Source organism: Gulosibacter sediminis (genome assembly GCF_030011715.1).
GTDB classification, from domain to species: domain Bacteria; phylum Actinomycetota; class Actinomycetes; order Actinomycetales; family Microbacteriaceae; genus Gulosibacter; species Gulosibacter sediminis.
Genome location: NZ_JASCYH010000003.1, coordinates 17634 through 43555, shown reverse-complemented (window position 1 = coordinate 43555; position 25922 = coordinate 17634). Strand labels below are relative to the sequence as shown.

Below are 25922 nucleotides of genomic sequence, written 5' to 3'. Positions count from 1 at the left end.
GTCGTGCCAGATCGCATCGCAAATCGCCCCGATCCGTCGCCGGCCGACATTCGTCGATGGCGGCGCTACCTCGCCAATGAGCGGGCTGAGTCGGCGACGTACCGTGCCCTCGCGAGACGTCGGCAGGGCGAAGAGCGCCGCATTCTGCTCGCGCTCTCGGAGGCCGAGGGGCGGCACGAGCAGCACTGGCGTGACAAGCTCGGCGTGCACGCCGAGAAGCAGGTGCGGCCGGGCCTTGGCACACGGCTACTGACCGGCTTCGCCCGCAGCTTTGGCTCGGTGTTCACGCTCGCGCTGATGCAGAACGCCGAGACGCGCTCGCCCTATGCCGACGACCCGGACGCGACTGACCAGATGGATGCCGACGAGGCGATCCACGCCGAGGTCGTGCGTTCACTCGCGACCCGCTCGCGGGCGCGCATGAGTGGCACGTTCCGCGCCGCGGTGTTCGGCGCGAACGACGGCCTCGTCTCGAACCTCGCGCTCGTGCTCGGCGTCGGCGCGACCGGTGTTCCCGCGGGCTACGTGCTCGCGACCGGTATTTCGGGCCTGCTCGCGGGCGCGCTCTCGATGGCGGCCGGCGAGTTCGTGTCGGTGTCGAGCCAGCGCGAGCTGCTGCGCGCATCCACCCCGAACCCCGACACCGACCGCAAGATTCCCGCGCTCGACGTGAACGAGAACGAGCTCGCGCTCGTCTATCGCGCTCGCGGACTCGACCCCGAAGAGGCGAAGCGCAAGGCGACTGAGATGCTCATCGTGCACCGCGTCGCCGCGGGCCTCGGCCCCGACGAGACGCCGGAGCGCACCGCGGCCGAGGTCGAGCCCGAGGTGGCGGTCGACGAGCACGAGGAGATCGGCACCCCGATGGGGGCGGCCATGTCGAGCTTCATGTTCTTCGCTGGCGGCGCCGTGATCCCGGTGCTGCCGTGGATCTTTGGCATGCACGGTCTGCCCGCGATCGCGCTCGCGGCGGGCATCGTCGGTATTGCGTTGCTGCTCACCGGTGGCATCGTCGGCGTGCTGTCGGGCGCGGCCCCGTGGAAGCGCGCGCTGCGGCAGCTGCTCATCGGCTACGGCGCGGCCGCCGTGACCTACCTGCTCGGCCTCGCCTTCGGCGGCGTCGTCGGAGGTTAGGCGCGAGGACTGATTCGCCGCTTGGTGCGGCTTTCTAACAGCGCTGCGGTTGTGGCTGCAGCGATCGTGGAAAACTGCAGCGGCGGATGCGGTGGTACAGGCACGCGCCCGACCACGGCATCCGCCGCTCAAGATTCGTCGCTACGCCTCGACGAACTCGCCGCCGGTGACGCGTCGGAGCACCTCAGTCAGCAGGCGCACGCCGTCGACCATGTCCTCGTCGGTCGTGTACTCGGCCTCGTTGTGGGTGATGCCGTCGACGCTCGGCACGAACAGCATGATCGTCGGCACGACGTCCTTCATGTTTGTCGAGTCGTGGCCGGCGAGGGTGCGCACGACCTGCTTCGACAGACCGAGCGAGTCGGCGGCGGATGCGGCGAGCTCGAGCCCTCGGCGGTCGTACTCTTTCGACCCCCAGATGTGCTCGGCGCCGCGCACGATCTCGCACTTGGAGCGCTCCTCGACCTCGGCGAAGCGGCGGAACAGCTCGGCGTCGGCATCGGCGAGGCGCTGCTCGTCGGTTGCGCGCACGTCGATGAGCAGCTTGACTTCGCTCGCGACGACGACGGGCGAGTTCGGGAACACCGAGATCTCGCCGCACGAGGTAATGACCATGCCGTCGTCGTCGGTGAACATGTCGGCGACGTCGCGCGCTGCAACGATCATTGACGAGGCGGCGAAGAGCGCATCCTGGCGGTCGGCGATGACGGTCGAACCGGTGTGCGCCTGCTCGCCCTGCACCGTGAACTCGTACTTGTTCGCGCCCCAGGTCGACTCGACGAGGCCGATCTTGATGCCCGCATCGTCGAGGCTGCGGCCCTGCTCGATGTGCAGCTCGACATAGCTGGCGACGTCGAGCGAGAAGTCGCCGATGGTGCCGATGGCGTCGAGCGCCTCGCGCACCGTGACGCCGTGCGGGTCGGTGGTCTCGAGCACCTGCTCGGCCGAGATCTTGCCGGTGAACACCGACGAGCCCATCATCGAGGGCTTGAAGCGGCAGCCCTCCTCGTTGAACCAGTTGATCACCGCGAGGTTGAACTTCGGCGCGTGTTCGCCCGCCGCAAGCTCGGCGACGGCCTTCGCGGCGTGCGCGCCGGCGAGGACGCCGTACGCGCCGTCGAACTTGCCGCCGAGCGGCTGCGAGTCGAGGTGCGAGCCGACGGCGATGTACGGCGCACCCGGCACGAGCTCGAGCAAGGCGAACTGGTTGCCGACGGCGTCGTAGCGCACGTCGAAACCGTAGCCCTCGACGAGGCCACGGAACCAGTTGCGGTTCTGGCCGTCGGCGACGGTCGCGGCCTGGCGGTCGACGCCGCCGCCCGGGGTCGCGCCGTTGCGGCTCATCGAACGGAAATCTTCGAGGAACGCGGCTGCCGCGGTGTCCTTCGTTGCCATGGTGGGTCTCCTTTGCGGGTTGTGGTTAGGCGCGCGAGTCGAAGCTGGCGGTGCCGCCGACGAAGGTGGCGATCACCTCGAGCTCGTCGATGCGCGACGCGGTAAGAGGCGAGTCGCTCAGGGCGACGAAGTCGGCGAGCTTGCTGCGGGTCAGCGTGCCCTTGTTCGCGAGCTGGCCGGTGCCGATGGCCGAGCCGACAGTGTAGGTGCGTAGCGCGGTCTCGGCGTCGACGGTCTCCTCCGGCCCCATCACCACACCGGCCTCGGTCGTGCGGTCGACGAGCGACTGCAGGGCGACGCGCACGTTGTTAATTGCTACGGGGAGGTCGCTCGAACCGGCGACGACGACACCCGCGTCGAGCAGGCTCTTCGTGCGGTAGAGCCAGCCCTCGCGGTCGGGGCCGACCATCTTCATCTCCTGGTCGCCGAGCGGAATCGTGAAGCTCGCCTGCGGCGTCGCGACGATGCCGAGGCGGCCGGCGCGCTCGACCTGGTCGGGACGCGAGACGCCGAAGTGCTCGACGCGGTTCTTCGCGCCGTTGTCGCCGTACTCGGTCTGGCACTCCTCGATGAGGTCGAGCGCGAGGTCGATCGCGGCGTCGCCGATCGCGTGGAGCGCGATTGGCCAACCGGCGCGGTACGCGGCCCGCACATCCGCCCGGAACTTCTCGGGCGAGTTGAGCAGGTAGCCCTTGTTGTCGCCGCCGTGGTTGTGCAGGCAGAATGACTCGGTCACCGCGGCGGTGCCACCGAGCAGCGAGCCGTCCATGAACGCCTTGATGTGCCCGAAGTGCACCCAGTCGTCACCGAAGCCGGTCGGCACTCCGAGGCTGACGCCGAGGCCCTCGCCCTCGCCGCGGAAGTCGGCCGAGTTCGCCGACAGCTCGCTGAGCGAGTCGATCGCGGGCATGAGCGTGGCTCGGGCGTGCAGGCGGCCGGTGCGGCGCGCGAGCGCGTAGCCCGACGCCTCGATCGGGCTGTGGCCGATCCACCCGCCGCCGATGCCCGCCTCGCAGAAGCTCGTAATGCCCTCGGCCGCATAGCGTTCGGTCGCGGCATCAAGCGCGGCCGCGATCTCTTCGGTCGAGTACGGCAGCAGCAGCGACTGAATCAGGCTCTGCGCCGCCTCCTCGACGAGACCGGTCGGTGCGCCGGTGTCGTCGCGCACGATCGTGCCTCCGGTCGGGTTCTCGAAGCCGTCCTCGAGCGCGCCGACGAGGCGCAGCGTCGCGGTGTTCGTGATCGCCGCGTGGCCGGAGGTGTGCCGCAGGTAGAGCGGGCGGTCGCCCGTGAGCTCGTCGAGCACCTTGATGTCGGGAAACTCGCCGCCGTGGTGCTTCTGGTTGAAGCCGGTGCCGTGCACCCAGGCGTCGGGCGCGGCACCCGCGGCGTCGAGCCGGGCCACCTCGGCACGGATGCGCTCGTACAAGTCGTCGAGGCCGCGCGCCTGGTCGAGTTGAATCGCCGTGAGCCCGAGGCCCCACCAGGTGGTGTGGCAGTGGGCGTCGATGAAGCCGGGCACGAGCACGGCGTCGCCGAAGTCCTCTTCACGAGCGGCGGTGCAGTCGTCGAGCTCCTCGTCGAAGCCGACGATGCGCTCGCCGATCACGCCCATGCGGGTGGCCTCGGGGCGGGTGTCGTCGAGGGTGATGATCTTCTTGGCGGACACAATCAGATCGAGTTGCATGACGACTCCTTAAGCGTTCTTCGGCATGGTGTTGCGGTCAATCACGAGGTGGAGCAGCGCGGGGCCGTGCTCGAGCGCGGCGAGCGCGTCGCCGAGCGCGGCGCTGAACTCCTCGTTCGAGGTGACCCGGGCGCCGAACGCGGGGGCCGAGTCGGTTTCGTACGCGCGCATCCACGCCCCGAAGTCGGGGTTCTGCAGGTCGGTGCCCGAGACGCGGCCCGGGTACTCACGCTCCTGGTGCTGCACGATCGTGCCGTAACGGGAGTTGTCGACGACGAGGAAGAGCACCGGCAGGTGGTTTGCCATCGCGGTCGCGACCTCCTGGCCGTTCATGAGGAAATCGCCGTCGCCGCACACCGCAACCGCGGGGCGGTCGGGGCGCAGGAACGCGGCCGCGATTGCCGCCGGAACAGCGAGGCCCATCGCGCCGTTGCGGGCGCCGACGAGGCTCGCCGAAGTCTCGTGCGAGAGGTAGCGGTGGCCCCAGATCGTCGCGTTGCCGGCGCCGTAGGTGACGGCGCGGTCGGCGGGCAGGGCGCGCTCGAGCTCGCCGAACGCGACGTCGAGGTCGAGGCCCGCCTCGGGGTCGGCCTCGGTCGGGGCGGTGCTGAAGCGACGCTGCGCGTCGGCGCGACCGAGCATCCAGGTGTCGTCGCGCGAGCCGCGCACGTCGGCGCCATCGAGGCGCTCGAGCGCCTGCGCGAAGGTGTGTGGGGTGGCGAGGATGAGCTGGTCGAGTCGGCCGGCGTGCTGCAGCAGCGAGGGGTCGGGCAGCGCGACGACCGTCTCGGCGTCCATCGACGCGGTGTAGCCCTCGCTCATGACGTCGGAACGCGTGGCACCGATGCAGATGAGCAGGTCGGCCTCGTCGAGTGCGACGGCCATCGAGGCGCCGCGGCCGTAGCCGAGCATGCCGCCCCAGGCGCGCTGCGCATCCTCACCGTGGTGCGGCACGGCGTCGTAGCTGCGGAAGTCCGCGAGCACGGGCACGCCAGCGCGCGCTGCGAAGGCGAGCACACGGGCGCCATCGTCGCCGTGCCAGCCGTCGCCGCCGACGACGATCATCGGCTTCGAGGCGGCGCGCAGGCGTTCGGCGAGCGCATCGAGTTCGGTTTCGGCGGGGATGGGTGCGGCGATCGGTCGCACCTCGGGCGCCTCGGCGCTGGTCGACTCGCGCAGCACGTCCTCAGGTACGCCGATGACGACGGGGCCTGGGCGGCCGGATGCGGCGACCTGCATCGCTTCGGCGACGAGCGTGCCAGCCTGGTCGGCATCCTCGAGCGTGAGCACACGCTTCGCGGTCGAACCGAACCAGCTGTGGATCGAAAATTCTTGGAAGGATTCGCGGCTGCGGTCGCGGATCGGCACGAGGCCGACGAAGAGCACGAGCGCGGTCGCATCCTGGTACGCCGTGTGCACGGCGATCATCGCGTTGGCGGCACCCGGCCCTCGGGTGACCATCGCGACGCCGGGCAGGACGGCGCCGTCGGCGTTACCGAGGCGACCCTCGGCAAGCGCCATGAATCCGGCGCCGCCCTCCTGGCGGCACACCACCGTCGAGATGCTCGAGTCATGCAGCCCGTCGAGGATGTCGAGGAAGCTTTCGCCCGGAACGGTGTAGACCCGTTCGACGCCGTGGGCTTCCAGTGTCTGCACCATGAGGTGCCCGGCGGACTGCATGAGGTTGAACTCCTATGTTCGGGTGGGGTGGGGTGGGGTGGAACTAGTGCTTGAAGCCCGGCAGGTTCACGCTGAGACGCGGCGCGATGAGGCCGGCGACAGCGGTGAACAGCGACAGGAAGACGAGCAGCGCGAGCGCCGGCCACCAGTGGCTGCCCGCGGCCGCGACGGTGCCGGTGGCGACCATCGGCACGAAGCCCGAGAGCATGCCCGCGGTGTTCTGCGCGAGGCCGACGCCGGTGTAGCGGGTCTTCGCGGGGAACAGGCCGGTGAGCACGGTGCCCGAGGCGGCGTAGGGGAACGACAGGGCGGCGACCGCGAGGGTCATGCCGATGATGACGAGGATCTCGCTGCCCGAGACGATCATGAAGAATGCGGGCACGGCGGCGACGGCCGAGGCGAGGCCGCCCCAGAAGATCACCTTGCTCGCGCCGAAGCGGGCGCCGAGGCGGCCACCCGTGATGAGCACGGGGATCTCGACGACGGCCGCGATCATGCTGCCGAGCAGCATCAGGTCGCTCGAGTAGCCCAGGATGTTCGTGCCGTACCAGACGATGAACGAGGTCACGAGGTAGAAGCCACCGACGCCGAGGAGGGCGGCGGCCATGCCGACGATGATCTGCTTCCACGAGTGCTTCAGCGTCTCAGCAAGGGGGCTCTTCGCGGTCTCGCCCGACTCGATGAGCTCCTTGAATACCGGCGACTCTTCGAGCTTCGAACGGATGTAGATCGCGATGAAGAGCAGCGGAATCGCGGCGAGGAAGGGGATGCGCCAGCCCCACGAGTTGAAGGTGTCCTCCGAGAGGAACTTCACGACGAGGAAGAAGCCGCCCGACGAGAGGATGGTGCCGATCGGCGAGCCGATCTGGGGAATCGCTGCGTAGATGGCGCGGCGCTCGAGCGGCGCATTCTCGACGACGATGGTCATGGCGCCCGACCACTCGCCACCGACGAATAGGCCCTGCGCGATGCGAAGCAGCACGAGCAGGATCGGGGCGGCGATGCCGATCGCGGCGAAGTCGGGGAGTGCACCGATGAGACCGGTGACGATGCCGATGCCGACGATGGTGATCATGAGCACCTTGCGGCGGCCGATGCGGTCACCGAGGTGGCCGAAGATGATGCCGCCGATGGGGCGGGCCACGAGGCCGACACCGAAGGTGGCGAACGAGGCCATCGCGGCTGCGGTCGCGTCTTCCGACGCGAAGAAGTGCACGTTGAACACGAGGGCCGCGGCGGCTGAGAACAGGAAGAAGTCGTACCACTCGAGGGCGGTGCCGATCAACGCACCGAGCGCAACCTTGTTCGCTTCTTTGGTGCTGAGCTGTTGGGTTGCGCCGACCTCAATGTTTGAGGTTGGGGAGTTTTGGGTTGTCATGTGTGCTCCTCTGATGGGGGCGTCGTTGCCAATTGGGCTAAGCCAACCAAGAATTCGGCACGCTTTCGACTGGCATCCGTCGCTGACATCGGCCTCAGATTGTGCAAGTGCCCGTATTCTGAGCGAATGATGCAGGCGACACCCGAGCAACCCGAACAGTCACTGACGCCCGTCGCACAAGCCGAGTTCCCAGAACTCGCCGAAGCGGCTGGTATCGCGACCATCGATTACGCGAACTGGCCGCAGGCGGGCGACCGCCGCAGGTGGCGAGAATTGCTCGGCCGAGTCGAGGCCGAGCATCTTGCCGAGCGCTACCTCGTTGCCGTGCGCGAGGTGCCCGAGTACCGCGACCCGCGCATCCCGCTCAGCGAGATTCGGCGCATCGCCTACCTCTCGTTCGACGCGCTGCTCGCGACGCTCACGGAGGGCGACGCGAGCCAGCTCATCGCGATTGCGGATGAGGTGGGCGCGACGCGCGCCCGGGCGCAGATTCCGATGGCCTCGCTCATGACCGCGATTCGCCTCGACTTCGCGCTCATCTGGAACGAGATCGTCACGGTCTCGGCTTCGGAGGACGCCGACTTGCTGCTGCGGCACTCGATGCTCGTCTGGCGCGTCGTCGACACCTACGCCCGCGCGACGCAGGAGTCGTACCTCGACGAGGTGCGCCGGCAGTCCGACCTCGCCGCGCTCGCCCGCCGTGCGCTCATCACTGAGCTGTTCCAGTCGCCGCCGCCCCCGCCCGAGCGCTGCGCCTCGATTGCGACCGAGCTCGGCATCCTGCCCGAGGCGACCCTCACGGTCGCCGTGGCGACGGGCGGCTCGGTGTCGGCGCTGAGCACTGCGGTGACCCACCTCGAGTGCCTCGGCCTCGAGGTGTTCACGAACTTCAGCGGCCCGAGCCTGCTCGCGTTCTTCAGCCAGCGCGGCGTGCCGGCGAAGGTCGTGCAGGATGCGCTGGCCGAGCTGCGCGAGGTCGAGCTCGGGTTAATCGCCGAGGTCGACGGCTTCGCCGGCCTGCACGACGCGACCGAGCTCGCGTCAGCCCTCGGTGGCCTCGCCGAGCCGGGCACGGGCCGCGCCCTCACGCCCGCGCGCGACTGGGCGAAGCTGCTGCGCCGCCACCTCGAGGAGCGGCGGCTCAGCATCGCCGACGACATCGCGGCCGCGCTCGCGGGGTGTGGCGTCGCCGAGCGCGGCAACCTCGAATCGGCGGTGCGCGCTTACCTGCGCTGCGGCAACGTCGCCGAGGCCGCGACTGAAACGTTCTGCCACCGCAACACGTTGACCAACCGGCTCAACCGCTTTCACGAGCTCACTGGGGTCGACGTGACGGTGCCCGAGCAGGCCGCGCGGGTCGTGCTGAGCTGGGCGTGACGGTTGGTTACTCGGGCGCACCGACGACGAGTTGACCCGACTGCGAGCCCTGCGTCACCGTGACGGTCTGCGTGCCGCCCGCATACTCGAACTCGCACTGGAACGACTGGCCCTGCTCGACCTTGATCCAGTTCGGGCAGTCGACCGAGCGCAGGTCGCTCAGGCCATAGTCGTTGCGCAGCACCTGCGCCACCGAGTCCTCGACCGCGCGGTTGTCGAACGAGTTGTAGTTCGTCGCGAGCAGGTAACCGGCGAGAACACCGACGACGAGCATGATCGGCAGGCCGAGCACGAGCCACGGCACCGCGCGGTTGCGCTTGCGCTTCGGCTCGACCGGCGCAGCGGATGTGGTGGCCTGGCCCGACTGGACGGCGCCGGGATGCGCGGGCCGGGCGTAGGCCGCGCCCTGGGCGTGCGGCGGGTGCTGGAGTTGCGTGGCTGCGGTGCCGCCGAGCTGGCTCGAGAGGGATGGGCCCTGTTGGGGCTGGCCGGGACCAGGCCGCCCAGGCTGGCCATAGGACTGGCCGCGCGCCGGCACGCCGTACTGGCGCTGCGCATCCTGCTGGGGGTGTGCTGGCTGGTGCGGCTGCGGGGCACCCGATGTTGCCCGCTGCGCCTGCTGGCCCGAGGGCGCCTGCTGCTCCGGCTGCGGCATGCGCGGCAGTGGCGGCATGGCGCTGCGGTTCGGCTGGGGTTCGCCGGGTTCGACTGCGTCGTGCGTCATGGTCGTCCTACTTCCTAAACCTGCGCCAGTTGCTGCAAGAACGTCTCGAGCTGGGATTCCGTGGTGATCTCGTAGAGGTCGTCCTCGGGAATATCGCCCACCTCGACCGGCGTCATCTCGGTCGATGGCCGCGTCGATGTGAGCTCGAAGCCGATCTGCACGGCGAGCTCGCTCGCATCGTCGCCCGTGATCACGCCGTTGACTTCGACTTTCGTGACGAGACCGGTCTCGTCGACCCAGAGGTGCATGGGAATCAGCGTCGCGTTGGTCTCTTCGCTCGAATAGTTCGAGAAGGAATCCGAGATGAGGCCCTGCTCGACGAGCGAGGCGTACGACACCGCAGTCGCGAAGTGCTGGCTGCCGTCCTCGGCCCGCGAAAGTTCGACCGGCACGGTGCCGAGTTGCTCTCGCGAGGAGTTCCAGGCGTCGATGAGGGCGCAGGTGTACGACACCGCGAACAACTGGCAAACGTTTTCAGGGGTCTGCGCGCGGTTCAGGTCGCCGGTCGGCACCGAGACCCAGCTCTTGCCCTCGCTCGCGACCTCCTTCACCGCATCCCCGAGCAGGTAGTACGTCTCAGTATCGCCGCCGCGGTGCGACTGGTCGAACGAGTAGCCCTCGACGTTCGTGTGCAGTTGCGAGACGTAGCTCTCGCCGTCGACCGAGGTCTCGTACTCCATGTGCAGCGAGCTGTCGGGCGACTCGACGTGGTGATAGCCGACGGCCTGGAAAGTCTCGAGCTCGGCGAGGCCAGTGGTCGTGTCGAGGTTGAGCAGGGCGTCGCCCGCCTCAGAGTGGTAGCTGAGCTTGTCGTCGTGGTTCGCGACCGCCCACGGTTGCACCTTGGAGTCAATACCGAAGCTCTCGAGGTTCGCACAGCCCGCGAGCGCGCTCACCGCAAGCAGTGCACCGAGCGCGCTCGCCGTAACGCGCATCCGCCGATTCGATGCCATAGCGCTACCCCTCGTCCAGGTCGGTGTAGAGGTCGAGTGCCGTCTGCCCGAGCACCGGCGTGTTCGCGGTGCCGCGAATCTCGTCGACGGTCGAGGTGACGCCGACGAGGTAGCCGGTTCCTGTGGTCGCGTCGTAGTCGCTGAGCCAGCCGCCGCCCGACGAACCCTGTGTCATGGTGCAGGAGTGTGCGTAGCCGCCCTGCCAGTTCGACTGGAACTGCGTTGAGGCGCACATGTACTCCTCAGTGCCGTCGTACGGCGCGGCGGAGGGGTAGCCGACCTGGGTGAGATAGTCGACGGGTACACCGAAGGCGATGCCCTGTGCGCCGGTGACCTCTTGAATGGTCTGGCCGTTCTGCTCCTCGAGCTTGATGAAGGCGAAGTCATAGTTCCAGCCCTCTTCGCTCGTAAGCATGCCGGAATCGTCGGTGATCGCGCCGTCGATGAACTGTTGCGGCACGACCATCTCGGTCGCGGCCCAGGTGCCGTACGGGGTCTCGCGGCCGTTGTCGCGGTCGCCCGGGATGAAGTACATCGACTGCGCGAGCTGGCCTGAGCCGTCGGTCTGCGCGGCGCAGTGCGCGGCGGTCGCGATGATGCTGCCCGAAGTCGAGTTCACGACCGTGGCCGAGCAGACATAGGTGTCGCCGCCGTCGAAGGTGAAGTAGAGGCGGCCGAAGGTGGAGGCGCCGAGCCCGGCGCGGTCGAACACCTCGGCGTCGGAAACATCGCCGTACCCCTGCGGGTCGGCCGGCATCGCCTCGGTCGCCGAGAGATAGGCGCCGGTCGCGGGGTCACCCGGGCCCGGGGGCAGGCCGTTGTCGGGAGTCTGGTAGTCCATGCCCTCGGCGTTGTCGCGGCGCTCGGGGTCAGACCAGAACTCGTGCGACTCCTGCGGAGTCGCCTCGAACTCCTGGCGCAGGCCCGAGTCGTCGCTGTGCACCTCGGGCAGGAATGGTGAGTAGCCGTTGTCGGAGGAGGAGGCGTCGATGTTGCTCACCGCGCAGCCGCTCAGCGCTGCGGTGGTGAGCGCCACGACGCCGGCGAGCACCGCTCGGCCGCGGGGTCGGCCCCAAGCGCGCATGTGTTCCCCTCTCGCGGAGACGGCCCGGTGACCGCCGTCTGTTCCATTGTGCCCGAGCCGATGATCCCCGAATACCCGCGGCGCGCGCATCCGGCGCCGGAATGACCGGCGGGGGTTCTGCGTTATCCCTCTCCATGACTGTGTTCTCGGTGCTCGACCTCATTCCGCTTAACGCCACGCAGACACCCAAGGAGGCGCTCGCCGACTCGCACGCGCTGGTGCAGCGAGCGGATGCGCTCGGCTACGGGCGCTACTGGGTCGCCGAACACCACAACTCGGGTGCGATCGCGTCGACCGCGCCGGCCGTCGCGCTCGCGTACCTCGGCACCGGCACTGAGCGCATCCGCCTCGGCTCGGGCGGTGTGATGCTGCCGAACCACTCGCCGCTCGTCATCGCCGAGCAGTTTGCGCTGCTCGAGGCAATGTACCCCGGCCGGATCGACGTCGGCCTCGGCCGTGCGCCCGGCACCGACCCGATCACCGCGCGGGCACTGCGCCGCGACATGTCGCGCGAAACGGTCGACCGCTACCCGTCCGATGTGCTCGAGCTCGCCGGCTACCTCGGCGACGTGCACGAGCAGGTCGACCCCGAGCTGTTCAAGAAGCTGCGCGCCGCCGCCGAGGTGCCGAACACCCCAGAAATCTGGCTGCTCGGCTCGAGCCTCTACTCGGCCGAGCTCGCCGGTGTGCTCGGCATGGCGTACTCGTACGCGAATCACTTTGCGATGAACGGCAACCCCGTGCAGGCGCTCGACCACTACCGCGAGAACTTCCGCCCCTCGGCCGCGCTCGCCGAGCCAAAGGCGATGGTGTCGGCGTCGGTGCTCGTCGCCGACAGCATCGAGGAGGGGCGCCGCCTCGACCTGCCGACGCGCGTGTTCAAGTACCAGCTGTTCGCGGGCGAGATCGGCCCGACATTGACCCCTGAGGACGCGAAGACGTTCTCGGAGCGCGTCGTGAACGGCGACCTCTGGAAGCGCGCGGCCGGCAGCCAGCATGTCGGCCCCGCCGACCTTGTCGCCGATGGGCTCAAGCGCCTTGTGCAGGTCACCGGCGCCGACGAGCTGATCATGCAGCCGAACGGCTACGATTTCGCGACCCGTGAGCACTCGCTCGTCGAGCTCGCGCGCGAGTTCGGGCTGGGCTCCGCCACCGAATAGCGGCGACTCGGCGCCGGCGGGCGGGCGTGGCTGCAAGAATGATGCGGTGACATCCATCGTGCAGTTTGACGACCCGACCGACGCGCCCGCGACCGACGATCAGGCGCGACTCAACCGCATCCGCGAGGCCCTCGGCGACGCCGGCTTCACCGTCGACGGTGTCGAGGCGCTGCTCGGCGCCGACGCCGCCGCCGCCCTGCACCGCGACCTGCTCGTGCCCGCGATTTTCGTGCTCGAGCGCGACGCCGACAAGAACCCGCCGCTCGCGGCGCTGATTCGCCTGTTCCTGCTCGCCGAGCCCGTGCCGTTCGCGACGCTGCCGGCGGCCGACGACTTGTTTGCCGCGCGCATCCTCAACGAGCCCGCCGCCGACGGCACCGTGACCCCGCGCTTCGACATTCGGCCCTACGCCGTCGCCGCGGGCGACGAGACGGTCGACCTGTTCGTTGCGAGCGACCTCGGCGGCCTGCAGGTGTCCGTCGACCAGCCGCTGCGCCGCGACCACGTCGTGGGCATCGGCCCCGCGACGACGAACCTCGCGCAGCTCACGCCTCGGCAGCCAGTCTCGACCGCACTCGATCTGGGGGTGGGGATGGGCGTGCAGACGATGCACCTGCTGCAGCACGCCGAGCGCGTCGTCGCCACCGACATTTCAGAGCGCGCGATCGAGTTCGCGCGCTTCAACCTGCTGCTCAACGCGCCGGCGCTCGGGCTCGACCCGGCGAACCTCGAGGCGCGTGTCTCGCTGCGCACGGGCGACCTGCTCGAGCCCGTGGACGGCGAGGAGTTCGACCTCGTCGTGACGAACCCGCCGTTCGTCATCACGCCGCGCCGCCAGGGCGAGGAGGCAAGCGAGCAGTACACGTACCGCGACGGCGGCCGCCCCGGTGACCGGCTGGTGGAGGATCTGATTCGCGGCCTCGGCGCGCACCTCACCCCCGGCGGCATCGCCGTGATGCTCGGCAACTGGGAGGTGCACGAGGGTGACGAGACCTGGCACTCGCGCATCGAGACCTGGCCGGGCGAGGAGGCCGACCTCTGGGTGATCGAGCGCGAGCATGCCGAGCCGATCGAGTACGCCGACATGTGGCTCAAGGATGCGGCTGAGAACCGTGAGCTCGACAGCTGGCGCGAGCAGTTCACCCGCTACCTCGCCGACTTCGAGTCGCGCAGTGTCGAGTCGATTGGCATGGGCATGCTGCTGCTGCACCGCCCCGAGATCCCCGGCGTCGAGCCCGTGCGCCGCTTCGAGACGCTGCCGCACCAACTCGAGCAGCCGCTTGGCGAGCGCATTCGCGACACCTTCGACGCCGACGACTGGCTGCGCGAGCGCAGCGATGAGGATCTCGCCGACGAGACGCTCGTCGTCGCGGGCGACGTCACCGAAGAGCGCTGGACGCTGCCCGGCAACCCCGACCCCTCGGCGATCCTGCTGCGGCAGGGCGGTGGCTTCCGCCGCACGTTCCCCGAGTCGACCGAGCTCGCCTCGTTCGTGTCGGTCTGCGACGGCGAGCTCACGGCGCGCCAGATTCTCGTCGCGATCGCCGCGCTGCTCGAGGTCGACCAGGATGCCCTGCTCGCCTCGGTGCTGGCGGACGCCCGCACACTCGTCTCCCTCGGCTTCCTCCGCCCCGCCTGGATGTAACCGAGCCCCAAACTCTGGGAGGGGGTTGAGTGGTCATTTTTTGTAGTTCTGGCGGTGCCAGAACTACAAAAAATGACCACTCAACCCCCTCTTGCGAGACGTGGGGAGAGCGGTATCGTTTCCGGATGCCAGTTACCAGCATTCGACACGCATCCGTGGCCGACATCGAGACCCTGGTGGACATTCACAACCAGGCATGGCAAGAGACCTACGCGGGCAAGATCCCGCAGCAGCGTATCGACGAGCTCAGCGATACCGAAGAGCGACGCAGCGACTGGCTCGCCGCCCTCGAGCGCGCCCACCACGACCCCGAACTGCACGCGTGCATCGGCTTTGTCGATGGCACGCCCGCCGGCTTCGCGCTCGCGCGCCCCTCGGCCGACGTCGATGCGCCCCGAGCTACCGAACTCAAGCTCCTCTACACGCTCCGGATCGCTCACGGCACGGGCCTCGGCCGGGGCCTCGTCGACGCCGTGCTCGGCGACCGCGCCGCCTGGCTCTGGATGCTCGACGACAACCCCCGCGCCGAGCGCTTCTACGCGAAGCTCGGCTTCGCCCGCTTCGAAGAGCCCGTCTGGCGCTGGCCGAACGCCGCGAAACCGGATGTGCGGCTCGCGCGCGATGCGCAGGGCCCGGCTGTGCCCCGACTCGCACCCGAACATCCCGCCACCGCACTTGCTCAGGAGGCCATCGTATGAGCGAGCCGACCGGCAACTACGCCACCCGCGCGATCCACGGAGACACCTGGACCGCCCGCGAGATCGCCGGGGGCTACGTGCTCAGCGTGCACACCGGCAACGAGCTCGTCGCGGCGGTCACCGAGTTCGTCGCGTCGCAGGGCATCTCGGGCGGCAGTATCGAGGGCATCGGCGCCGTCGCGCGGGCGACCCTGCGCTTCCGCGACCCGGTCGACCTGAGCTACATCGACCGCGAGTTCGACGAGCAAATGGAGATCGTGGCGCTGCAAGGCAACGTCTCACTCAAGGCCGACGCCGAGCCGCGCGAGCCGCTCGTGCATCTGCACATCACGCTCGGCCGCGGCGACTACACGGCGCTCGCGGGCCACCTCAAGGAGACCTGGGTCAATGGGGCGTGCGAGATTTTCATTCGCACGAGCGAGGTCACGTACAAGACGATGGACGACTCGCTCGGCCTGGACATCTACGCCCTCGACTAGGTGGCCTGCCCTGTGACCCTGTGCCGTCGGGTGCCCGTGGGGTCCTAAGCTCTGTCGCGGCCGCGGAGAGCGGAAAGATCCTCGCCGGCACCAGACGTCACAACGTGCCAGAAAACTCAAGCTAGGTCGCCTGCAGGTCGGTGACCTTCGGTTTCGCGGGCACCGTGAGCATGACCACGAGGCCGATTGCGAGGGTGAGCAGAATGCCCCAGACGCCCGCCTTCGGCACCATCAGCCAGCTGATGAACGCGAAGTAGAGCAGGTTCGAGATCCAGCCGGCCGCCCGGCCGGTTGTCGCGTAGAGGCCGAACAGCTCGCCCTCATGTCCGGCCGGTGTCGCGCGCGACAGGTAGGTGCGCGACGCGGTCTGCACGGGCCCGACGAACAGGCAGAGGATGCTCGCGATCACCCAGAACACGATCTTGTCGTTCGAGGTGAACATGAGCACGACGCCGGCGATGAGCATCGACACGAGCGCAGCGATGATCACCGGCTTCGGGCCGATGCGGTCGTCGAGGCGTCCCGCCAACAGCGTGCCGAGCCCGGCGACGAGGTTCGCGACAACGGCGAAGTAGATGACCTCACTCGGCGAGAAACCGTACACCTGGGCCGCGAGCACCGCGCCCCACACGAAGATCGCGCCGAGGCCGTCGCGGAAGATCGCGCTCGAGACGAAGAATTGCAGCAGCTTCCGGTCGGTGCGCCACAGGCGCACGATCGTGCGCCAGAGCGAGGCGTACGCCTGCACGAGCGACACCTTCGGCACATCCGCGCGACGCGGCGCCTCGGGCACGCGGAAGATCACCGGCAGCAGGAAGCCGGCGAACCAGATCGCCGAGACCACCACGGTGAGGCGGATGTTCAGGGCCGCGCCGTCGGCACCGGAGGGCGTCGCGAACAAGCCCGAGCCCGGCGCATCCCCGTTGAAGTCCTGAATGAACAGCACGAGCACGACGAGCAGCAGCACGATCGAGGCGATGTAGCCGAGCCCCCAGCCGGTGCCCGAGACACGACCGACGTTCTCCTTCGTCGACACCTGCGAGAGCATCGCGTTGTAGCTCACCATCGCGAGCTCCGAGAAGACGGTGCCGATGGCGAGCAACAGCGCACCGAACGCGAGCAGCTCGGCCTCGGGATAGACGAAGAACATCACCAGCATCGCCGCGATCGTCACGCCCGAGAAGATCACAAGGTAGAACTTGCGCCGCCCCGAGCCGTCGGTCGCGCGGCCGAGCGCTGGGGCGAGCACCGCGACGATGATTGCGGCGGCGAGGCTGAGCCCGCTAATGACCTGCTGCGAGCCGGCCTGCGCGGTGAGATACACGGGGTCGTTCGGGTCGGCCCGGCCGGCCGCGACGGCAGCGGCGTCGAGAAACAGATCAGACGCCAGGTAGGTCGCAAACACGAACGTGACGACGACCGCCTGGAACGCCGAGTTGCCGACGTCGTAGAGCTGCCACGCGAACGATTGCCGCCGCTGCTCCTTCACCGTCATTCGGGTGCCGTCGAGGGTGACAAGATCGCCGCTCTGGGCCGCGTTGGTGGGGGAGTCGTGCCTGCTCACGCCCCGGAGTCTAGGTGGTCTCGGTGACGCTGAGGCGGATCGCCTCGGGCACCTGCGCCGACGCCGCGCGCGTGCGGGTGCTGCGGCGGTGCAACCGTTCGGCGCGCACGCCCGCGATCGGGTCGTTCGTGACCTCGCCCATGCGCACGAGCGCGTCGGCGAGATTGCCTGTGCCGGCCTGGGTGCACGCGGCATCGTCGGCCGCCAGCTCGGTGAATAGGCGCGTCGCGCGCTGCAGCCCGGAGCTCGCGGCGAGCCACTGCGGCAGCGTGCGCGCGTTCGTCTCGGCGATGCGCACGAGCCAACTGTGGCCCTGCTTGAGGTGCGCGTACTCGTGCGCGAGCACGGCCTGCAGCTGCGGCTTCGTGAGGATCTCTTCGAGCGACGTCGAGTAGAAGATTTCTGGTGAACGGCCGGATGCGGTGCCCGGCACCGCGCACGCGAACGGCCGGGGCGCGTCGATGCGAACGAGCGTGAGGCCCGGTCGCTCGTCGACCGAGACTGCGCGCTCGCGGAAGACGTCGATGACCTCGCGTTCGGACTCCATCACCGGCTCGGCGCCGCGGGAGATCGTGATGATCGTGCCGGCTACGACGATGAGTGCGAGCCACGGCGTCACAAACGCAACGACCGTGTCGAACTCGGCCGTGATGACCGGATGCTCGGGTGGGTTGAGCGTGTCGGAGATCGCGAGCACGATGGCCACGCCAGCGAGCACGTTGCCGAGGGCAAAGCTCGCGAACCAGAGCGCGAGGGCTCGCAGCGGGTAGCGCACCTGCCAGGTGCCGCGTGCGAGCAGCTTCGGCGCCACGATGAGCAGCGCCGAGGCGAGCAGCAACGAGACCAGGCCGGGGATCATGGTGCCGGGGGTGCCCCTAGGCTCGGGCCCCGTCGAGGGCGCGGCGGAGCAGGTCGAGGTCGTCTTGGTCGAGGTTGCCGGCGAACTGCATGAGCGCGACCTCGCGGTCGGCGACGCGATCGAGCGCCGCGAGCATCGTGCTGCTCGCCTGCTCTTCCTGTGAGCGGGAGGCGGTGTAACGCACCTTGCGCGGTGAGGCCGCCTCGCGCTGCACGGCACCCTTCTTTTCGAGCCGCCCAAGCACAGTGACGAGCGTCGTGTAGGCGGGCACGGGATCGCCGTCGCTCGCGGCTGCATCGAACTGCGCCTGAATATCCTTCGCCGACATCGGGGCCCCGGAATTCCAGAGCACGCGCATGATCTGCGTCTCAAGCTCACCACGCTCGCGTGTGCGAGTTCCCGGCATCTGTCCTCCCAATTCGGCTTCTACGACTTGTCGTAATGCTACGCCGACAGGACCGAAAAGGGGATGCGGCAAAAGTTGAGTCGGGTTCACTCAACTCTCAGCTTTCTCAACTTGACATGATCCGGCTCAAGCCTAAACTTGAGGTAGATCGACTCAGGGTCGCCCTGGTGGGGTTCCTGGGTCTGGTCGATCGGCGGAATCCCGCCGTAGACAACTTCCCGACAATCGTTCCAACACGCAAGGAGCCATACATATGTCACGTGCAGTAGGTATCGACCTCGGTACGACCAACTCCGTCGTCGCGGTCCTCGAGGGTGGCGAGCCGCAGGTCATCGCCAACGCCGAGGGTATGCGCACCACCCCTTCGGTGGTCGCGTTCACGAAGGACGGCGACGTCCTCGTCGGCGAGACCGCGAAGCGCCAGGCGGTCACCAATGTCGACAACACCATCGCTTCGGTGAAGCGCCACATGGGTACTGACTGGACCAAGTCGATCAACGGCAAGACCTACACGCCGCAGGAGATCTCGGCGCGAATCCTGTCGAAGCTCAAGCGCGACGCCGAGACCTATCTCGGTGACAGCGTCACCGACGCGGTCATCACCGTTCCGGCGTACTTCAACGACGCCGAGCGTCAGGCCACGAAGGAGGCCGGTGAGATCGCGGGCCTCAACGTGCTTCGCATCATCAATGAGCCCACCGCCGCGGCGCTCGCATACGGCCTTGACAAGGGTAAGGAAGACGAACTCATCCTCGTGTTCGACCTTGGTGGCGGTACGTTCGACGTGTCGCTGCTCGAGGTGGGCAAGGACGACGACTTCTCGACCATTCAGGTTCGCGCGACCGCCGGTGACAACCGTCTCGGTGGTGACGACTGGGACCAGCGCATCGTGGAGTACCTCATCGAGGAGTTCAAGAAGCAGACCGGTGTCGACGTTGCGAACGACAAGATCGCGCTCCAGCGACTCAAGGAGGCCGCGGAGCAGGCGAAGAAGGAGCTCTCGAACTCGAGCAACACCACGATTCAGCTCCCGTACCTCTCGCTCACCGAGGCGGGCCCCGCGAACCTCGACGTCTCGCTGAGCCGTGCGAAGTTCCAGGAGCTCACGAGCGACCTGCTGGAGCGCACGAAGAAGCCGTTCCACGACGTCATCGCCGAGGCCGGCGTGAAGGTTTCCGACATCGCCCACGTGGTGCTCGTCGGTGGTTCGACCCGCATGCCCGCCGTCACCGAGCTCGTCAAGGAGCTCACCGGCGGCAAGGAGCCGAACAAGGGCGTCAACCCCGATGAGGTCGTCGCCATGGGCGCCGCCCTGCAGGCCGGTGTGCTGAAGGGCGAGCGCAAGGACGTCCTCCTCATCGACGTCACCCCGCTGAGCCTCGGTATCGAGACCAAGGGTGGCATCATGACGAAGCTCATCGAGCGCAACACCGCGATCCCGACCAAGCGCAGCGAAACCTTCACCACGGCCGAGGACAACCAGCCGTCGGTGCAGATCCAAGTGTTCCAGGGCGAGCGCGAGTTCACCCGCGACAACAAGCCGCTCGGCACTTTCGAACTCACCGGCATCGCGCCGGCACCCCGCGGAATCCCGCAGGTTGAGGTCACCTTCGACATCGACGCGAACGGCATTGTGCATGTTTCGGCGACCGACAAGGGCACCGGCAAGGAGCAGTCGATGACGATCACCGGCGGCTCGAGCCTGCCGAAGGAAGACATCGACCGCATGGTGCGCGAGGCGGAAGAGAACGAGGCCGAAGACAAGAAGCGTCGCGAGGCTGCTGAGCAGCGCAACGTTGCCGAGACTACGGCCTACCAGGTCGAGAAGGTCATCAAGGAGAACGAGGACAAGCTCCCCGCCGATGTCAAGAACGAGGTTCAGGGCGACGTCGACGCGCTGAAGACCGCACTCGCCGGTGACGACGACGACGCAGTGAAGACCGCGTTCGACAAGCTCAACGAGTCGCAGACCAAGCTCGGCGAAGCGATCTACGCTTCGCAGCAGGAGGCTGGCGAGGCTCCGCAGGCCCCCAACGAGGGCGACGCGGGCCAGGCGGCCGACGACGACATCGTTGACGCCGAGATCGTCGAAGACGAAGACGAGGACAAGGACAAGTAGCAATGAGCGACCAGAACCCGAACGACAACCAGAACGAGCGCGAGGAGCCGATCGTCAACGACAAGCGACGCATCGACCCTGAGACCGGGAAGGTTCGCGAGGAGGGTTCGGCCGCCGATGCCGAGGTCGGGTCGGATGCCTCGGGCACCGACTCGGCCCCGGCCGGCGACCAGGCTGCTGAGGACCTCCCCACCATCTCCGAGGACGACCTGAACTCGTTGCTCGAGGAGGCCATGCAGGCCTCGACCGCGAGCGACTCGCAGGGCGACACCGATCCCGAGCCCGCCAACGAGGAGGAGCACAGCTACCTCACCGATCTCAAGCGGGTGCAGGCCGAGTACGCGAACTTCCGCCGCCGCACCGAGCGCGAGAAGGAGGAGCTCGCAGCGCTCTCGACCGCGAAGGCGGCCAAGCAGCTGCTGCCGGTGCTTGACGACCTCGACCGCGCCGATGCCGCGGGCGACCTGCCCGAGGGCAGCTCGCTCCAGGTGATCGCGAGCAAGCTCCGTGCGGCCATCGAGCGACTCGGCGTCGAGCGCTACGGCGCGAAGGGTGAGCCCTTCGACCCGCAGCAGCACGAGGCGATCGCGCAGCTGCCGAACCCCGAGGTGACCGAGGCGACCATCGCCGACGTCATCGAGGTGGGCTACCGCATCGGCGATCGCGAGATCCGCGCAGCCAAGGTCGCGGTCTTCGTTCCCGCGAACTAACTGCACACCTGAGTGTGGCCCCGGATGGGGATGCGGCAGGTGTACCACCCCCGCATTCCCCATCCAGCTGCGAGGCGCATCCCGTCTCGCGTGAAAGGAGCAGCGTATGGCCAGCCAGGACTGGTTCGAGAAAGACTTTTATAAGACGCTCGGGGTCGACAAGGACATCAGCGAGGCCGACCTGAAGAAGGCCTATCGCAAACTCGCGCGCAAGTACCACCCCGATTCCAACCCGGGTGACACGGCGGCCGAGGAGAAGTTCAAGGAGATCTCCGAGGCGTACGACGTACTCAGCGACGAAACGACGCGCAAAGAGTACGACCAGATTCGCGCCATGGGCTCGGGTGCCCGCTTCTCGGCGGGCCCGGGTGGCCCCAGCGGTCAGCCCGGCTTCGACGACCTCTTCGGCGGCCTGTTCAACCAGGGCGGCGGCGGCGGGTATTCCTACCGCGGCACCCAGGGCGGCGCGGGCGCCTACGAAGACCTCTTCACCATGTTCGGTCAGGGCGCCGGTGCACCAGGCGGCTTTGGCGGAGGTTTCCGCCAGGCCGGCCCGCAGCGCGGCGCCGACCAGCGCGCGCAGACGACCCTGAGCTTCATGACCGCCTTCCGCGGCGACACGATCGACCTGCAGGCCGGTGACGGCCGGGTCATTACCGTGCGCATCCCGGCGGGCGTCAAGGATGGCCAGAAGATTCGCCTGCGCGGCAAGGGCGCACCGAGCCCGAACGGCGGCGAGCCCGGTGACCTCATCCTCGAGGTGTCGGTGCGCCCGCACCCCGTGTTCTCGCGCGACGGCGACAACATCATCGTCACGGTGCCCGTCACGTTTGCCGAGGCCGTCAACGGCGCGAACATCGAGGTGCCGACGCCCGACGGCAAGACCGTCAAGGTGCGCGTGCCCGCGCACTCGCCGTCGGGCAAGCGCCTGCGAGTCAAGGAGCGCGGCGTGCCCCGCAAGCGCGGCCGCGGCGATTTGATCGTGCGCATCGAGATCGCCGTGCCCAAGAGTCTCAACAACGAACAGCGCAAGGCGCTCGAGGACTTCGTCGCCGCAAGCGGTGACGAAGACCCCCGTGCCGAGCTGATGCGCGCGGCACGCGGCTAGCGAGAAGGAGATGCCAACGATGCGTGCAATGCATTCCCACGAAGTGGATGAGGACGCACCCATCTTCCCAATCGCCGTCGCGGCCGAGCTCGCAGGCATGCACCCGCAGACGTTGCGGCAGTACGACCGGCTTGGCCTCGTCGTACCCGCCCGCACCGCGGGTCGCGTACGCCGCTACTCGCTCTCCGGCGTCGCGAGGCTCCGCGAGATCGGCTCCCTGAGCGAGGCCGGTGTCGGGCTCGAGGGCATCTCGCACGTCGTGCGACTGCGCGAAGAAGTGCAAGAGCTCAAGCGGCGCGTGCGTGACCTCGAGGGCGAGCTCGAGGAGCAGCGCAAGCGCTCCCGTGAGCGGGTCTTCGCGGCGGGCTACGGCGAGGTCATCGCGGTCGCCCGCGGCCAGCGCGTGCGCAACCGTAATGAGATCGTGCTCTGGCGTCCGCGCGGCGTGGAGCCCGAGCCGGGCGACGACGACCGCGGCTAGGCGCGCGCCATCCGTGCGTAGGATCCCCGGCGGGTACTCCCCGTCGGGGATCCTTCTGCGTGCGAAACTGGCACGAGTCCAACAAGAAAGTGCCGAATGACGTCTTCACCGAGCGAGTCCGCCGACCCGTTGACCACCCCTGACGAGTCGACCACCACCCCGAACTACGCTCGGCGCCGCGCCGTCATCGGTATCACCGGTGCCGCGGCGCTCGCGGTGGTGGGCATCGGCTTCGCGGCGGCGACCGGCTGGGGCGCGCCCGCCGATGTCGTCACGGTCGTGCAGGCGACGAACTCGAGTTCGGCCAGCCAGGTAACGCCCTCGAGCAGCGCGTCGTCGACGCCGAGCGCGTCCGGCACCGCGAATGAGTCCCCGACCGCGACGGCCACGCCCACCGCATCCGCCGCACCCGGCGCCCCGACCACCGACTTGCCCTACGACATCTCGACGGGCAGCAGCGTCACGGTGCTCGTGAACAAGCACTATTCGCTCGACCCCGTCGACTACGCGCCGAAGCCGACGATCAAGCTCACCAAACTTGACGTCCCGTCGATGAACGATCACTCGCTGCGCGAGGACGCGGCCGAGGCATTCAAGGACATGTACGAAGCCGCGCTCGCCGACGGCATCACGCTCGACATGACGAGCGGCTACCGCGACTACGACCTCCAGACCGAGCTCTACAACGGCTACGTCGAAGACCTCGGGCAGAAGGGCGCCGATCTCACGAGCGCGCGCCCCGGATCAAGCGAGCACCAGACTGGCCTCGCGGCCGACATCTCGGCGCCCGGCGAGAGCGACTGCGTCCTCACCGAGTGCTTTGGAGAAACCGAAGCGAGCGACTGGCTCGTCGCGCACTCGCACGAGTACGGCTTCATCCTGCGCTACCCCGATGGCGAGACCGACGTGACGGGGTACGAGTACGAACCGTGGCACTATCGCTTCATCGGCGTTGACGCCGCCGCGGACTACCACGAGTCGGGCGCGGCGACGTACGAGGAGTTCCTCGGCGTCGAACCGGCCCCCGACTACGAAGACTAGGGCCGCGACCACCACTTCGAGAAGGCGCCGACGTGCTCGCTATCACTGACACCCTGCAGGCCCAGGCGCAGGCCGCCGCGACGAAGATGGCGCTGCTGCGCACGCCCGGCCGCTTTCTCGTCTCAGGCATGCTCGCGGGCGCCTACATCGGCGTCGGCATCGTGCTCATGGTTTGCACGGCGGGCCCGCTCATCGAGGCGGGCGACGGCTTCGCGAAGCTCGTCGCCGGCGTCGTGTTCGGCATCGCGCTCACCATCGTCGTCTTCGCGGGCGGCGAGCTCGTCACCTCAACCATGATGATCGCCACCCAGGGTGCGCTCATGCGCAGCATCACGGGCCTGCGCGCGCTCGGCGGCATGCTCGCGACGTTCGCGGCGAACCTGCTCGGCGCGCTCGCGTTCTCAGCGCTCATCGTCGCCTCGGGCGTGCTGCGCGCGAACGCCGCCGGCGGTTCGATGCTCACCGAACTGCTCGCCGCGAAGGCAGCCGAAGGTCCGCTCGAGTTGTTCACCCGTGGCATCCTCTGCAATCTGCTCGTCTGCCTCGCGATCTGGATGGCCGCGCGCGTCGCGAACGAGGTCGCGAAGATCCTGCTCATCTTCGCCGCAATCACGGCGTTCATCAGTTCGGGCTTCGAGCACGTCGTCGCGAACATGACGACCTACGGCATCGGCCTACTGCTCGGCGACCCGAACGCGAGCTGGGCGCTGTTCGGCGGTAACCTGCTCTGGGTCGGGCTTGGCAACCTGGTCGGCGGCGGACTGATCGTCGGCGCCGGATATTGGCTGGTCGGCGGACGACCGCGCGTTGAGGCCGAGGTGGATGAGCGCCTCGAGTCGCGCGAGGCCCCTCGCGATTAGTCGAGCAGGCTCGCGTCGTCGGCGACGATCGGCTCCACGGCGCGGCCATTCTTACGCTCGCGGCGCCAGCGCACGAGCGCGCCGATGACGACCGGCAGCACCGAGACGAGCACGATGACGATCGCGAGTACGTCGATGTTGTCGCGCACGAACGGAATGCCGCCGAGCAGCGTGCCGACGAGCGTGAGGCTGATCACCCAGAGCAGGGCGCCGAGCACGTTCCACATGACGAAGCGGCGGTACTTCAGCGACGCAGTACCCGCGGCGAGCGGCACATAGGTGCGCACGATGGGCACGAAGCGGCCGAGCACGAGCGCGAACGGGCCGTACTTCGCGAAGAACCGCTCGGCCGTCTCGAGGTGGTCGGTACGCAGGATGCGCGCATCCGGCTTGAACAACCGGCGCCCGAAGCGGATGCCGAGCCAGTAGCCGACCTGGTCGCCCGCGATGGCGGCGACAATCGCGACGATGGCGATCGACCACGGCGTGAGGCCGAGCTGCGTCGCGAGAATCGCCGCGGTGACGATCAGCGAGTCGCCGGGCAGGAATGGGAAGAGCACCCCCGACTCGATGAAGATGATGATACCGATGCCGATGAGCACCCAGGGCCCGAGCGCGGGCAGCAAGGTCTCGGGGTCAAGGATGTCGAGGATCGCGAAATGAAACGGCACCACGAGAGGCTACGCGGTTTCGCTGGAGACGCGTTGCCAGATAGGCGGATGCGGTCGCTCGCGCTCGCGCTGCAGCCGGCTCGCGAGCGGAGCCCAGATGATGATCGCGATGCCGAGCGCAATGAGCAGGCCGCCGATGGTGTCGGAGATCCAGTGCGCGCCGAGGTAGGTACGCGAGAGCATCATGCCGACCGTGTAGACCGCGCCGGCGACCCAGACCCAGACGCGGGGGAAGATGATCGCGAACGTCGCAGCCATGACCGCAGCATTCGCACTGTGGCCCGAGGGGAACGACCCTGGGTCGGCCGCGACGAGGATGTCGAGGGGGCGCGGGCGCCCGACGATGTTCTTCACGAGCTGCACGATGAGCGTCGCGAGGATTGTCGCGGAGGCGTAGTAGAGCGCCGCCCACGGCCGCCGAAGCAGTAGCAGCCCCACGATCGTCACGACGGGAATCACGGCGATCGCGAGCACGCCACCGCCGACGCTATTGAAAATAAGCGCGAGCCAGGTCCAGGGCTCGCCACGGTGCTCGACGAGCTCGCTCATCCACTCGACCTCGAAGCCGAACGGCTTGTTCGCCTCGCGGTAGACAACGATGAGCGCGAGCACCGCGACGAGCACGAACGCCGTAATGGCCGAGACGAGCGGCCAGCGTCGCGAGACCCTGGCGCTCACCTCACGCGTCAACTTCGGATCAGTCATGGCT

General features: G+C 68.3%; 24 protein-coding genes. 12 read left to right on the top strand and 12 right to left on the bottom strand.

The window, feature by feature from the left end; translation table 11 throughout:
- Positions 1–3: 3 nt before the first annotated feature.
- On the top strand, positions 4–1134 hold the full coding sequence (locus tag QM019_RS02290; RefSeq protein WP_282851706.1) for a VIT1/CCC1 transporter family protein: 1131 nt from the start codon (positions 4–6) through the stop codon (positions 1132–1134).
- 141 nt (positions 1135–1275) lie between these two features.
- On the opposite strand, the gene QM019_RS02285 is transcribed toward QM019_RS02290, so the two are convergent.
- Genes QM019_RS02285 through QM019_RS02270 form a run of 4 tightly spaced genes read right to left on the bottom strand, consistent with a single transcriptional unit; the run spans position 1276 to position 7274 of the window.
- A complete protein-coding gene (locus QM019_RS02285; protein ID WP_282824906.1) occupies positions 1276–2529 on the bottom strand; it encodes a M20 family metallo-hydrolase in 1254 nt (417 codons plus the stop codon).
- A 25-nt stretch (positions 2530–2554) separates the two neighbouring features.
- On the bottom strand, positions 2555–4216 hold the full coding sequence (locus QM019_RS02280) for an amidohydrolase (protein WP_282851705.1): 1662 nt from the start codon (positions 4214–4216) through the stop codon (positions 2555–2557).
- 9 nt (positions 4217–4225) lie between these two features.
- Positions 4226–5896, bottom strand: coding sequence for a thiamine pyrophosphate-dependent enzyme (locus QM019_RS02275; RefSeq protein ID WP_282851704.1), 1671 nt, complete (start codon positions 5894–5896; stop codon positions 4226–4228).
- A 43-nt stretch (positions 5897–5939) separates the two neighbouring features.
- On the bottom strand, positions 5940–7274 hold the full coding sequence (locus tag QM019_RS02270; protein WP_282824900.1) for an MFS transporter: 1335 nt from the start codon (positions 7272–7274) through the stop codon (positions 5940–5942).
- Between the two features lie 126 nt (positions 7275–7400).
- Here QM019_RS02270 and QM019_RS02265 point away from each other — a divergent pair, with 126 nt between their 5' ends.
- The gene (locus tag QM019_RS02265) at positions 7401–8651 is read left to right on the top strand and encodes a helix-turn-helix domain-containing protein (protein ID WP_282851703.1); all 1251 of its coding nucleotides are present in this window, start codon (positions 7401–7403) and stop codon (positions 8649–8651) included.
- Between the two features lie 7 nt (positions 8652–8658).
- Here the strand turns inward: QM019_RS02265 and QM019_RS02260 are convergent, their stop codons facing one another.
- The 3 genes from QM019_RS02260 to QM019_RS02250 are packed head-to-tail and all read right to left on the bottom strand — an operon-like array spanning position 8659 to position 11412.
- Positions 8659–9375 (bottom strand): DUF4333 domain-containing protein, encoded by a 717-nt coding sequence (locus QM019_RS02260; RefSeq protein ID WP_282851702.1) that lies wholly within the window; start codon positions 9373–9375, stop codon positions 8659–8661.
- A 14-nt stretch (positions 9376–9389) separates the two neighbouring features.
- Positions 9390–10328, bottom strand: a complete 939-nt coding sequence (locus QM019_RS02255) for a hypothetical protein (protein ID WP_125106666.1) — start codon at positions 10326–10328, stop codon at positions 9390–9392.
- 4 nt (positions 10329–10332) lie between these two features.
- Positions 10333–11412, bottom strand: a complete 1080-nt coding sequence (locus QM019_RS02250) for a trypsin-like serine peptidase (protein WP_282851701.1) — start codon at positions 11410–11412, stop codon at positions 10333–10335.
- A 134-nt stretch (positions 11413–11546) separates the two neighbouring features.
- Between QM019_RS02250 and QM019_RS02245 the strand changes: the two genes are divergently transcribed.
- From QM019_RS02245 to QM019_RS02230, 4 genes are all read left to right on the top strand, one after another.
- The gene (locus QM019_RS02245; protein WP_282851700.1) at positions 11547–12572 is read left to right on the top strand and encodes an LLM class flavin-dependent oxidoreductase; all 1026 of its coding nucleotides are present in this window, start codon (positions 11547–11549) and stop codon (positions 12570–12572) included.
- 46 nt (positions 12573–12618) lie between these two features.
- Entirely contained in the window at positions 12619–14217 is a 1599-nt protein-coding gene (locus tag QM019_RS02240) for a DUF7059 domain-containing protein (RefSeq protein ID WP_282851699.1), read from the top strand.
- A 125-nt stretch (positions 14218–14342) separates the two neighbouring features.
- Positions 14343–14915: a GNAT family N-acetyltransferase gene (locus QM019_RS02235; RefSeq protein ID WP_282851698.1), complete on the top strand. Its 573-nt coding sequence runs from the start codon at positions 14343–14345 to the stop codon at positions 14913–14915.
- On the top strand, positions 14912–15394 hold the full coding sequence (locus tag QM019_RS02230) for a PPC domain-containing DNA-binding protein (RefSeq protein ID WP_282851697.1): 483 nt from the start codon (positions 14912–14914) through the stop codon (positions 15392–15394). Before QM019_RS02235 ends, QM019_RS02230 begins: the two co-directional genes overlap by 4 nt.
- Before the next feature lie 121 nt (positions 15395–15515).
- On the opposite strand, the gene QM019_RS02225 is transcribed toward QM019_RS02230, so the two are convergent.
- The 3 genes from QM019_RS02225 to QM019_RS02215 are packed head-to-tail and all read right to left on the bottom strand — an operon-like array spanning position 15516 to position 18223.
- Positions 15516–16958 carry an MFS transporter gene (locus tag QM019_RS02225; RefSeq protein ID WP_282851696.1) on the bottom strand — a complete coding sequence of 481 codons (1443 nt, stop codon included), beginning with the start codon at positions 16956–16958 and terminating at the stop codon, positions 15516–15518.
- A 10-nt stretch (positions 16959–16968) separates the two neighbouring features.
- On the bottom strand, positions 16969–17817 hold the full coding sequence (locus QM019_RS02220) for a M56 family metallopeptidase (protein WP_125106672.1): 849 nt from the start codon (positions 17815–17817) through the stop codon (positions 16969–16971).
- A gap of 16 nt (positions 17818–17833) precedes the next feature.
- On the bottom strand, positions 17834–18223 hold the full coding sequence (locus QM019_RS02215; RefSeq protein ID WP_125106673.1) for a BlaI/MecI/CopY family transcriptional regulator: 390 nt from the start codon (positions 18221–18223) through the stop codon (positions 17834–17836).
- A 253-nt stretch (positions 18224–18476) separates the two neighbouring features.
- On the opposite strand from QM019_RS02215, the gene dnaK reads away from it, so the two are divergent.
- The 6 genes from dnaK (at position 18477) to QM019_RS02185 (ending at position 24542) form a co-directional block, all read left to right on the top strand.
- Positions 18477–20342 (top strand): molecular chaperone DnaK, encoded by a 1866-nt coding sequence (gene dnaK / locus QM019_RS02210; RefSeq protein ID WP_125106674.1) that lies wholly within the window; start codon positions 18477–18479, stop codon positions 20340–20342.
- 2 nt (positions 20343–20344) lie between these two features.
- Complete coding sequence (locus QM019_RS02205) at positions 20345–21052, top strand: nucleotide exchange factor GrpE (protein WP_282851695.1); 708 nt, start codon at positions 20345–20347, stop codon at positions 21050–21052.
- A 106-nt stretch (positions 21053–21158) separates the two neighbouring features.
- Entirely contained in the window at positions 21159–22160 is a 1002-nt protein-coding gene (locus QM019_RS02200; RefSeq protein ID WP_282851694.1) for a DnaJ C-terminal domain-containing protein, read from the top strand.
- Between the two features lie 28 nt (positions 22161–22188).
- Positions 22189–22641 carry a heat shock protein transcriptional repressor HspR gene (locus QM019_RS02195; RefSeq protein ID WP_282851693.1) on the top strand — a complete coding sequence of 151 codons (453 nt, stop codon included), beginning with the start codon at positions 22189–22191 and terminating at the stop codon, positions 22639–22641.
- A 96-nt stretch (positions 22642–22737) separates the two neighbouring features.
- The gene (locus QM019_RS02190; RefSeq protein ID WP_282851692.1) at positions 22738–23682 is read left to right on the top strand and encodes a D-alanyl-D-alanine carboxypeptidase family protein; all 945 of its coding nucleotides are present in this window, start codon (positions 22738–22740) and stop codon (positions 23680–23682) included.
- A 32-nt stretch (positions 23683–23714) separates the two neighbouring features.
- A complete protein-coding gene (locus QM019_RS02185; RefSeq protein ID WP_282851691.1) occupies positions 23715–24542 on the top strand; it encodes a formate/nitrite transporter family protein in 828 nt (275 codons plus the stop codon).
- Here QM019_RS02185 and QM019_RS02180 read toward each other — a convergent pair.
- Entirely contained in the window at positions 24539–25213 is a 675-nt protein-coding gene (locus QM019_RS02180; protein ID WP_282851690.1) for a DedA family protein, read from the bottom strand. The genes QM019_RS02185 and QM019_RS02180 overlap by 4 nt on opposite strands.
- A 9-nt stretch (positions 25214–25222) precedes the next feature.
- Entirely contained in the window at positions 25223–25918 is a 696-nt protein-coding gene (locus QM019_RS02175; protein ID WP_125106679.1) for a phosphatase PAP2 family protein, read from the bottom strand.
- Positions 25919–25922: the final 4 nt, after the last annotated feature.

Bases quoted from the DNA above. Each gene is read 5' to 3' on its own strand.
- QM019_RS02215 (WP_125106673.1), bottom strand. From the start codon at position 18,223: ATGCCGGGAACTCGCACACGCGAGCGTGGTGAGCTTGAGACGCAGATC.
- QM019_RS02195 (WP_282851693.1), top strand. From the start codon at position 22,189: ATGCATTCCCACGAAGTGGATGAGGACGCACCCATCTTCCCAATCGCC.
- QM019_RS02270 (WP_282824900.1), bottom strand. From the start codon at position 7,274: ATGACAACCCAAAACTCCCCAACCTCAAACATTGAGGTCGGCGCAACC.
- QM019_RS02200 (WP_282851694.1), top strand. From the start codon at position 21,159: ATGGCCAGCCAGGACTGGTTCGAGAAAGACTTTTATAAGACGCTCGGG.
- QM019_RS02260 (WP_282851702.1), bottom strand. From the start codon at position 9,375: ATGACGCACGACGCAGTCGAACCCGGCGAACCCCAGCCGAACCGCAGC.
- QM019_RS02235 (WP_282851698.1), top strand. From the start codon at position 14,343: ATGCCAGTTACCAGCATTCGACACGCATCCGTGGCCGACATCGAGACC.
- QM019_RS02205 (WP_282851695.1), top strand. From the start codon at position 20,345: ATGAGCGACCAGAACCCGAACGACAACCAGAACGAGCGCGAGGAGCCG.
- QM019_RS02285 (WP_282824906.1), bottom strand. From the start codon at position 2,529: ATGGCAACGAAGGACACCGCGGCAGCCGCGTTCCTCGAAGATTTCCGT.
- QM019_RS02220 (WP_125106672.1), bottom strand. From the start codon at position 17,817: ATGATCCCCGGCCTGGTCTCGTTGCTGCTCGCCTCGGCGCTGCTCATC.
- QM019_RS02175 (WP_125106679.1), bottom strand. From the start codon at position 25,918: ATGACTGATCCGAAGTTGACGCGTGAGGTGAGCGCCAGGGTCTCGCGA.
- QM019_RS02250 (WP_282851701.1), bottom strand. From the start codon at position 11,412: ATGCGCGCTTGGGGCCGACCCCGCGGCCGAGCGGTGCTCGCCGGCGTC.
- QM019_RS02190 (WP_282851692.1), top strand. From the start codon at position 22,738: ATGACGTCTTCACCGAGCGAGTCCGCCGACCCGTTGACCACCCCTGAC.
- QM019_RS02280 (WP_282851705.1), bottom strand. From the start codon at position 4,216: ATGCAACTCGATCTGATTGTGTCCGCCAAGAAGATCATCACCCTCGAC.
- QM019_RS02265 (WP_282851703.1), top strand. From the start codon at position 7,401: ATGATGCAGGCGACACCCGAGCAACCCGAACAGTCACTGACGCCCGTC.
- QM019_RS02255 (WP_125106666.1), bottom strand. From the start codon at position 10,328: ATGGCATCGAATCGGCGGATGCGCGTTACGGCGAGCGCGCTCGGTGCA.
- QM019_RS02275 (WP_282851704.1), bottom strand. From the start codon at position 5,896: ATGCAGTCCGCCGGGCACCTCATGGTGCAGACACTGGAAGCCCACGGC.
- QM019_RS02245 (WP_282851700.1), top strand. From the start codon at position 11,547: ATGACTGTGTTCTCGGTGCTCGACCTCATTCCGCTTAACGCCACGCAG.
- QM019_RS02230 (WP_282851697.1), top strand. From the start codon at position 14,912: ATGAGCGAGCCGACCGGCAACTACGCCACCCGCGCGATCCACGGAGAC.
- dnaK (WP_125106674.1), top strand. From the start codon at position 18,477: ATGTCACGTGCAGTAGGTATCGACCTCGGTACGACCAACTCCGTCGTC.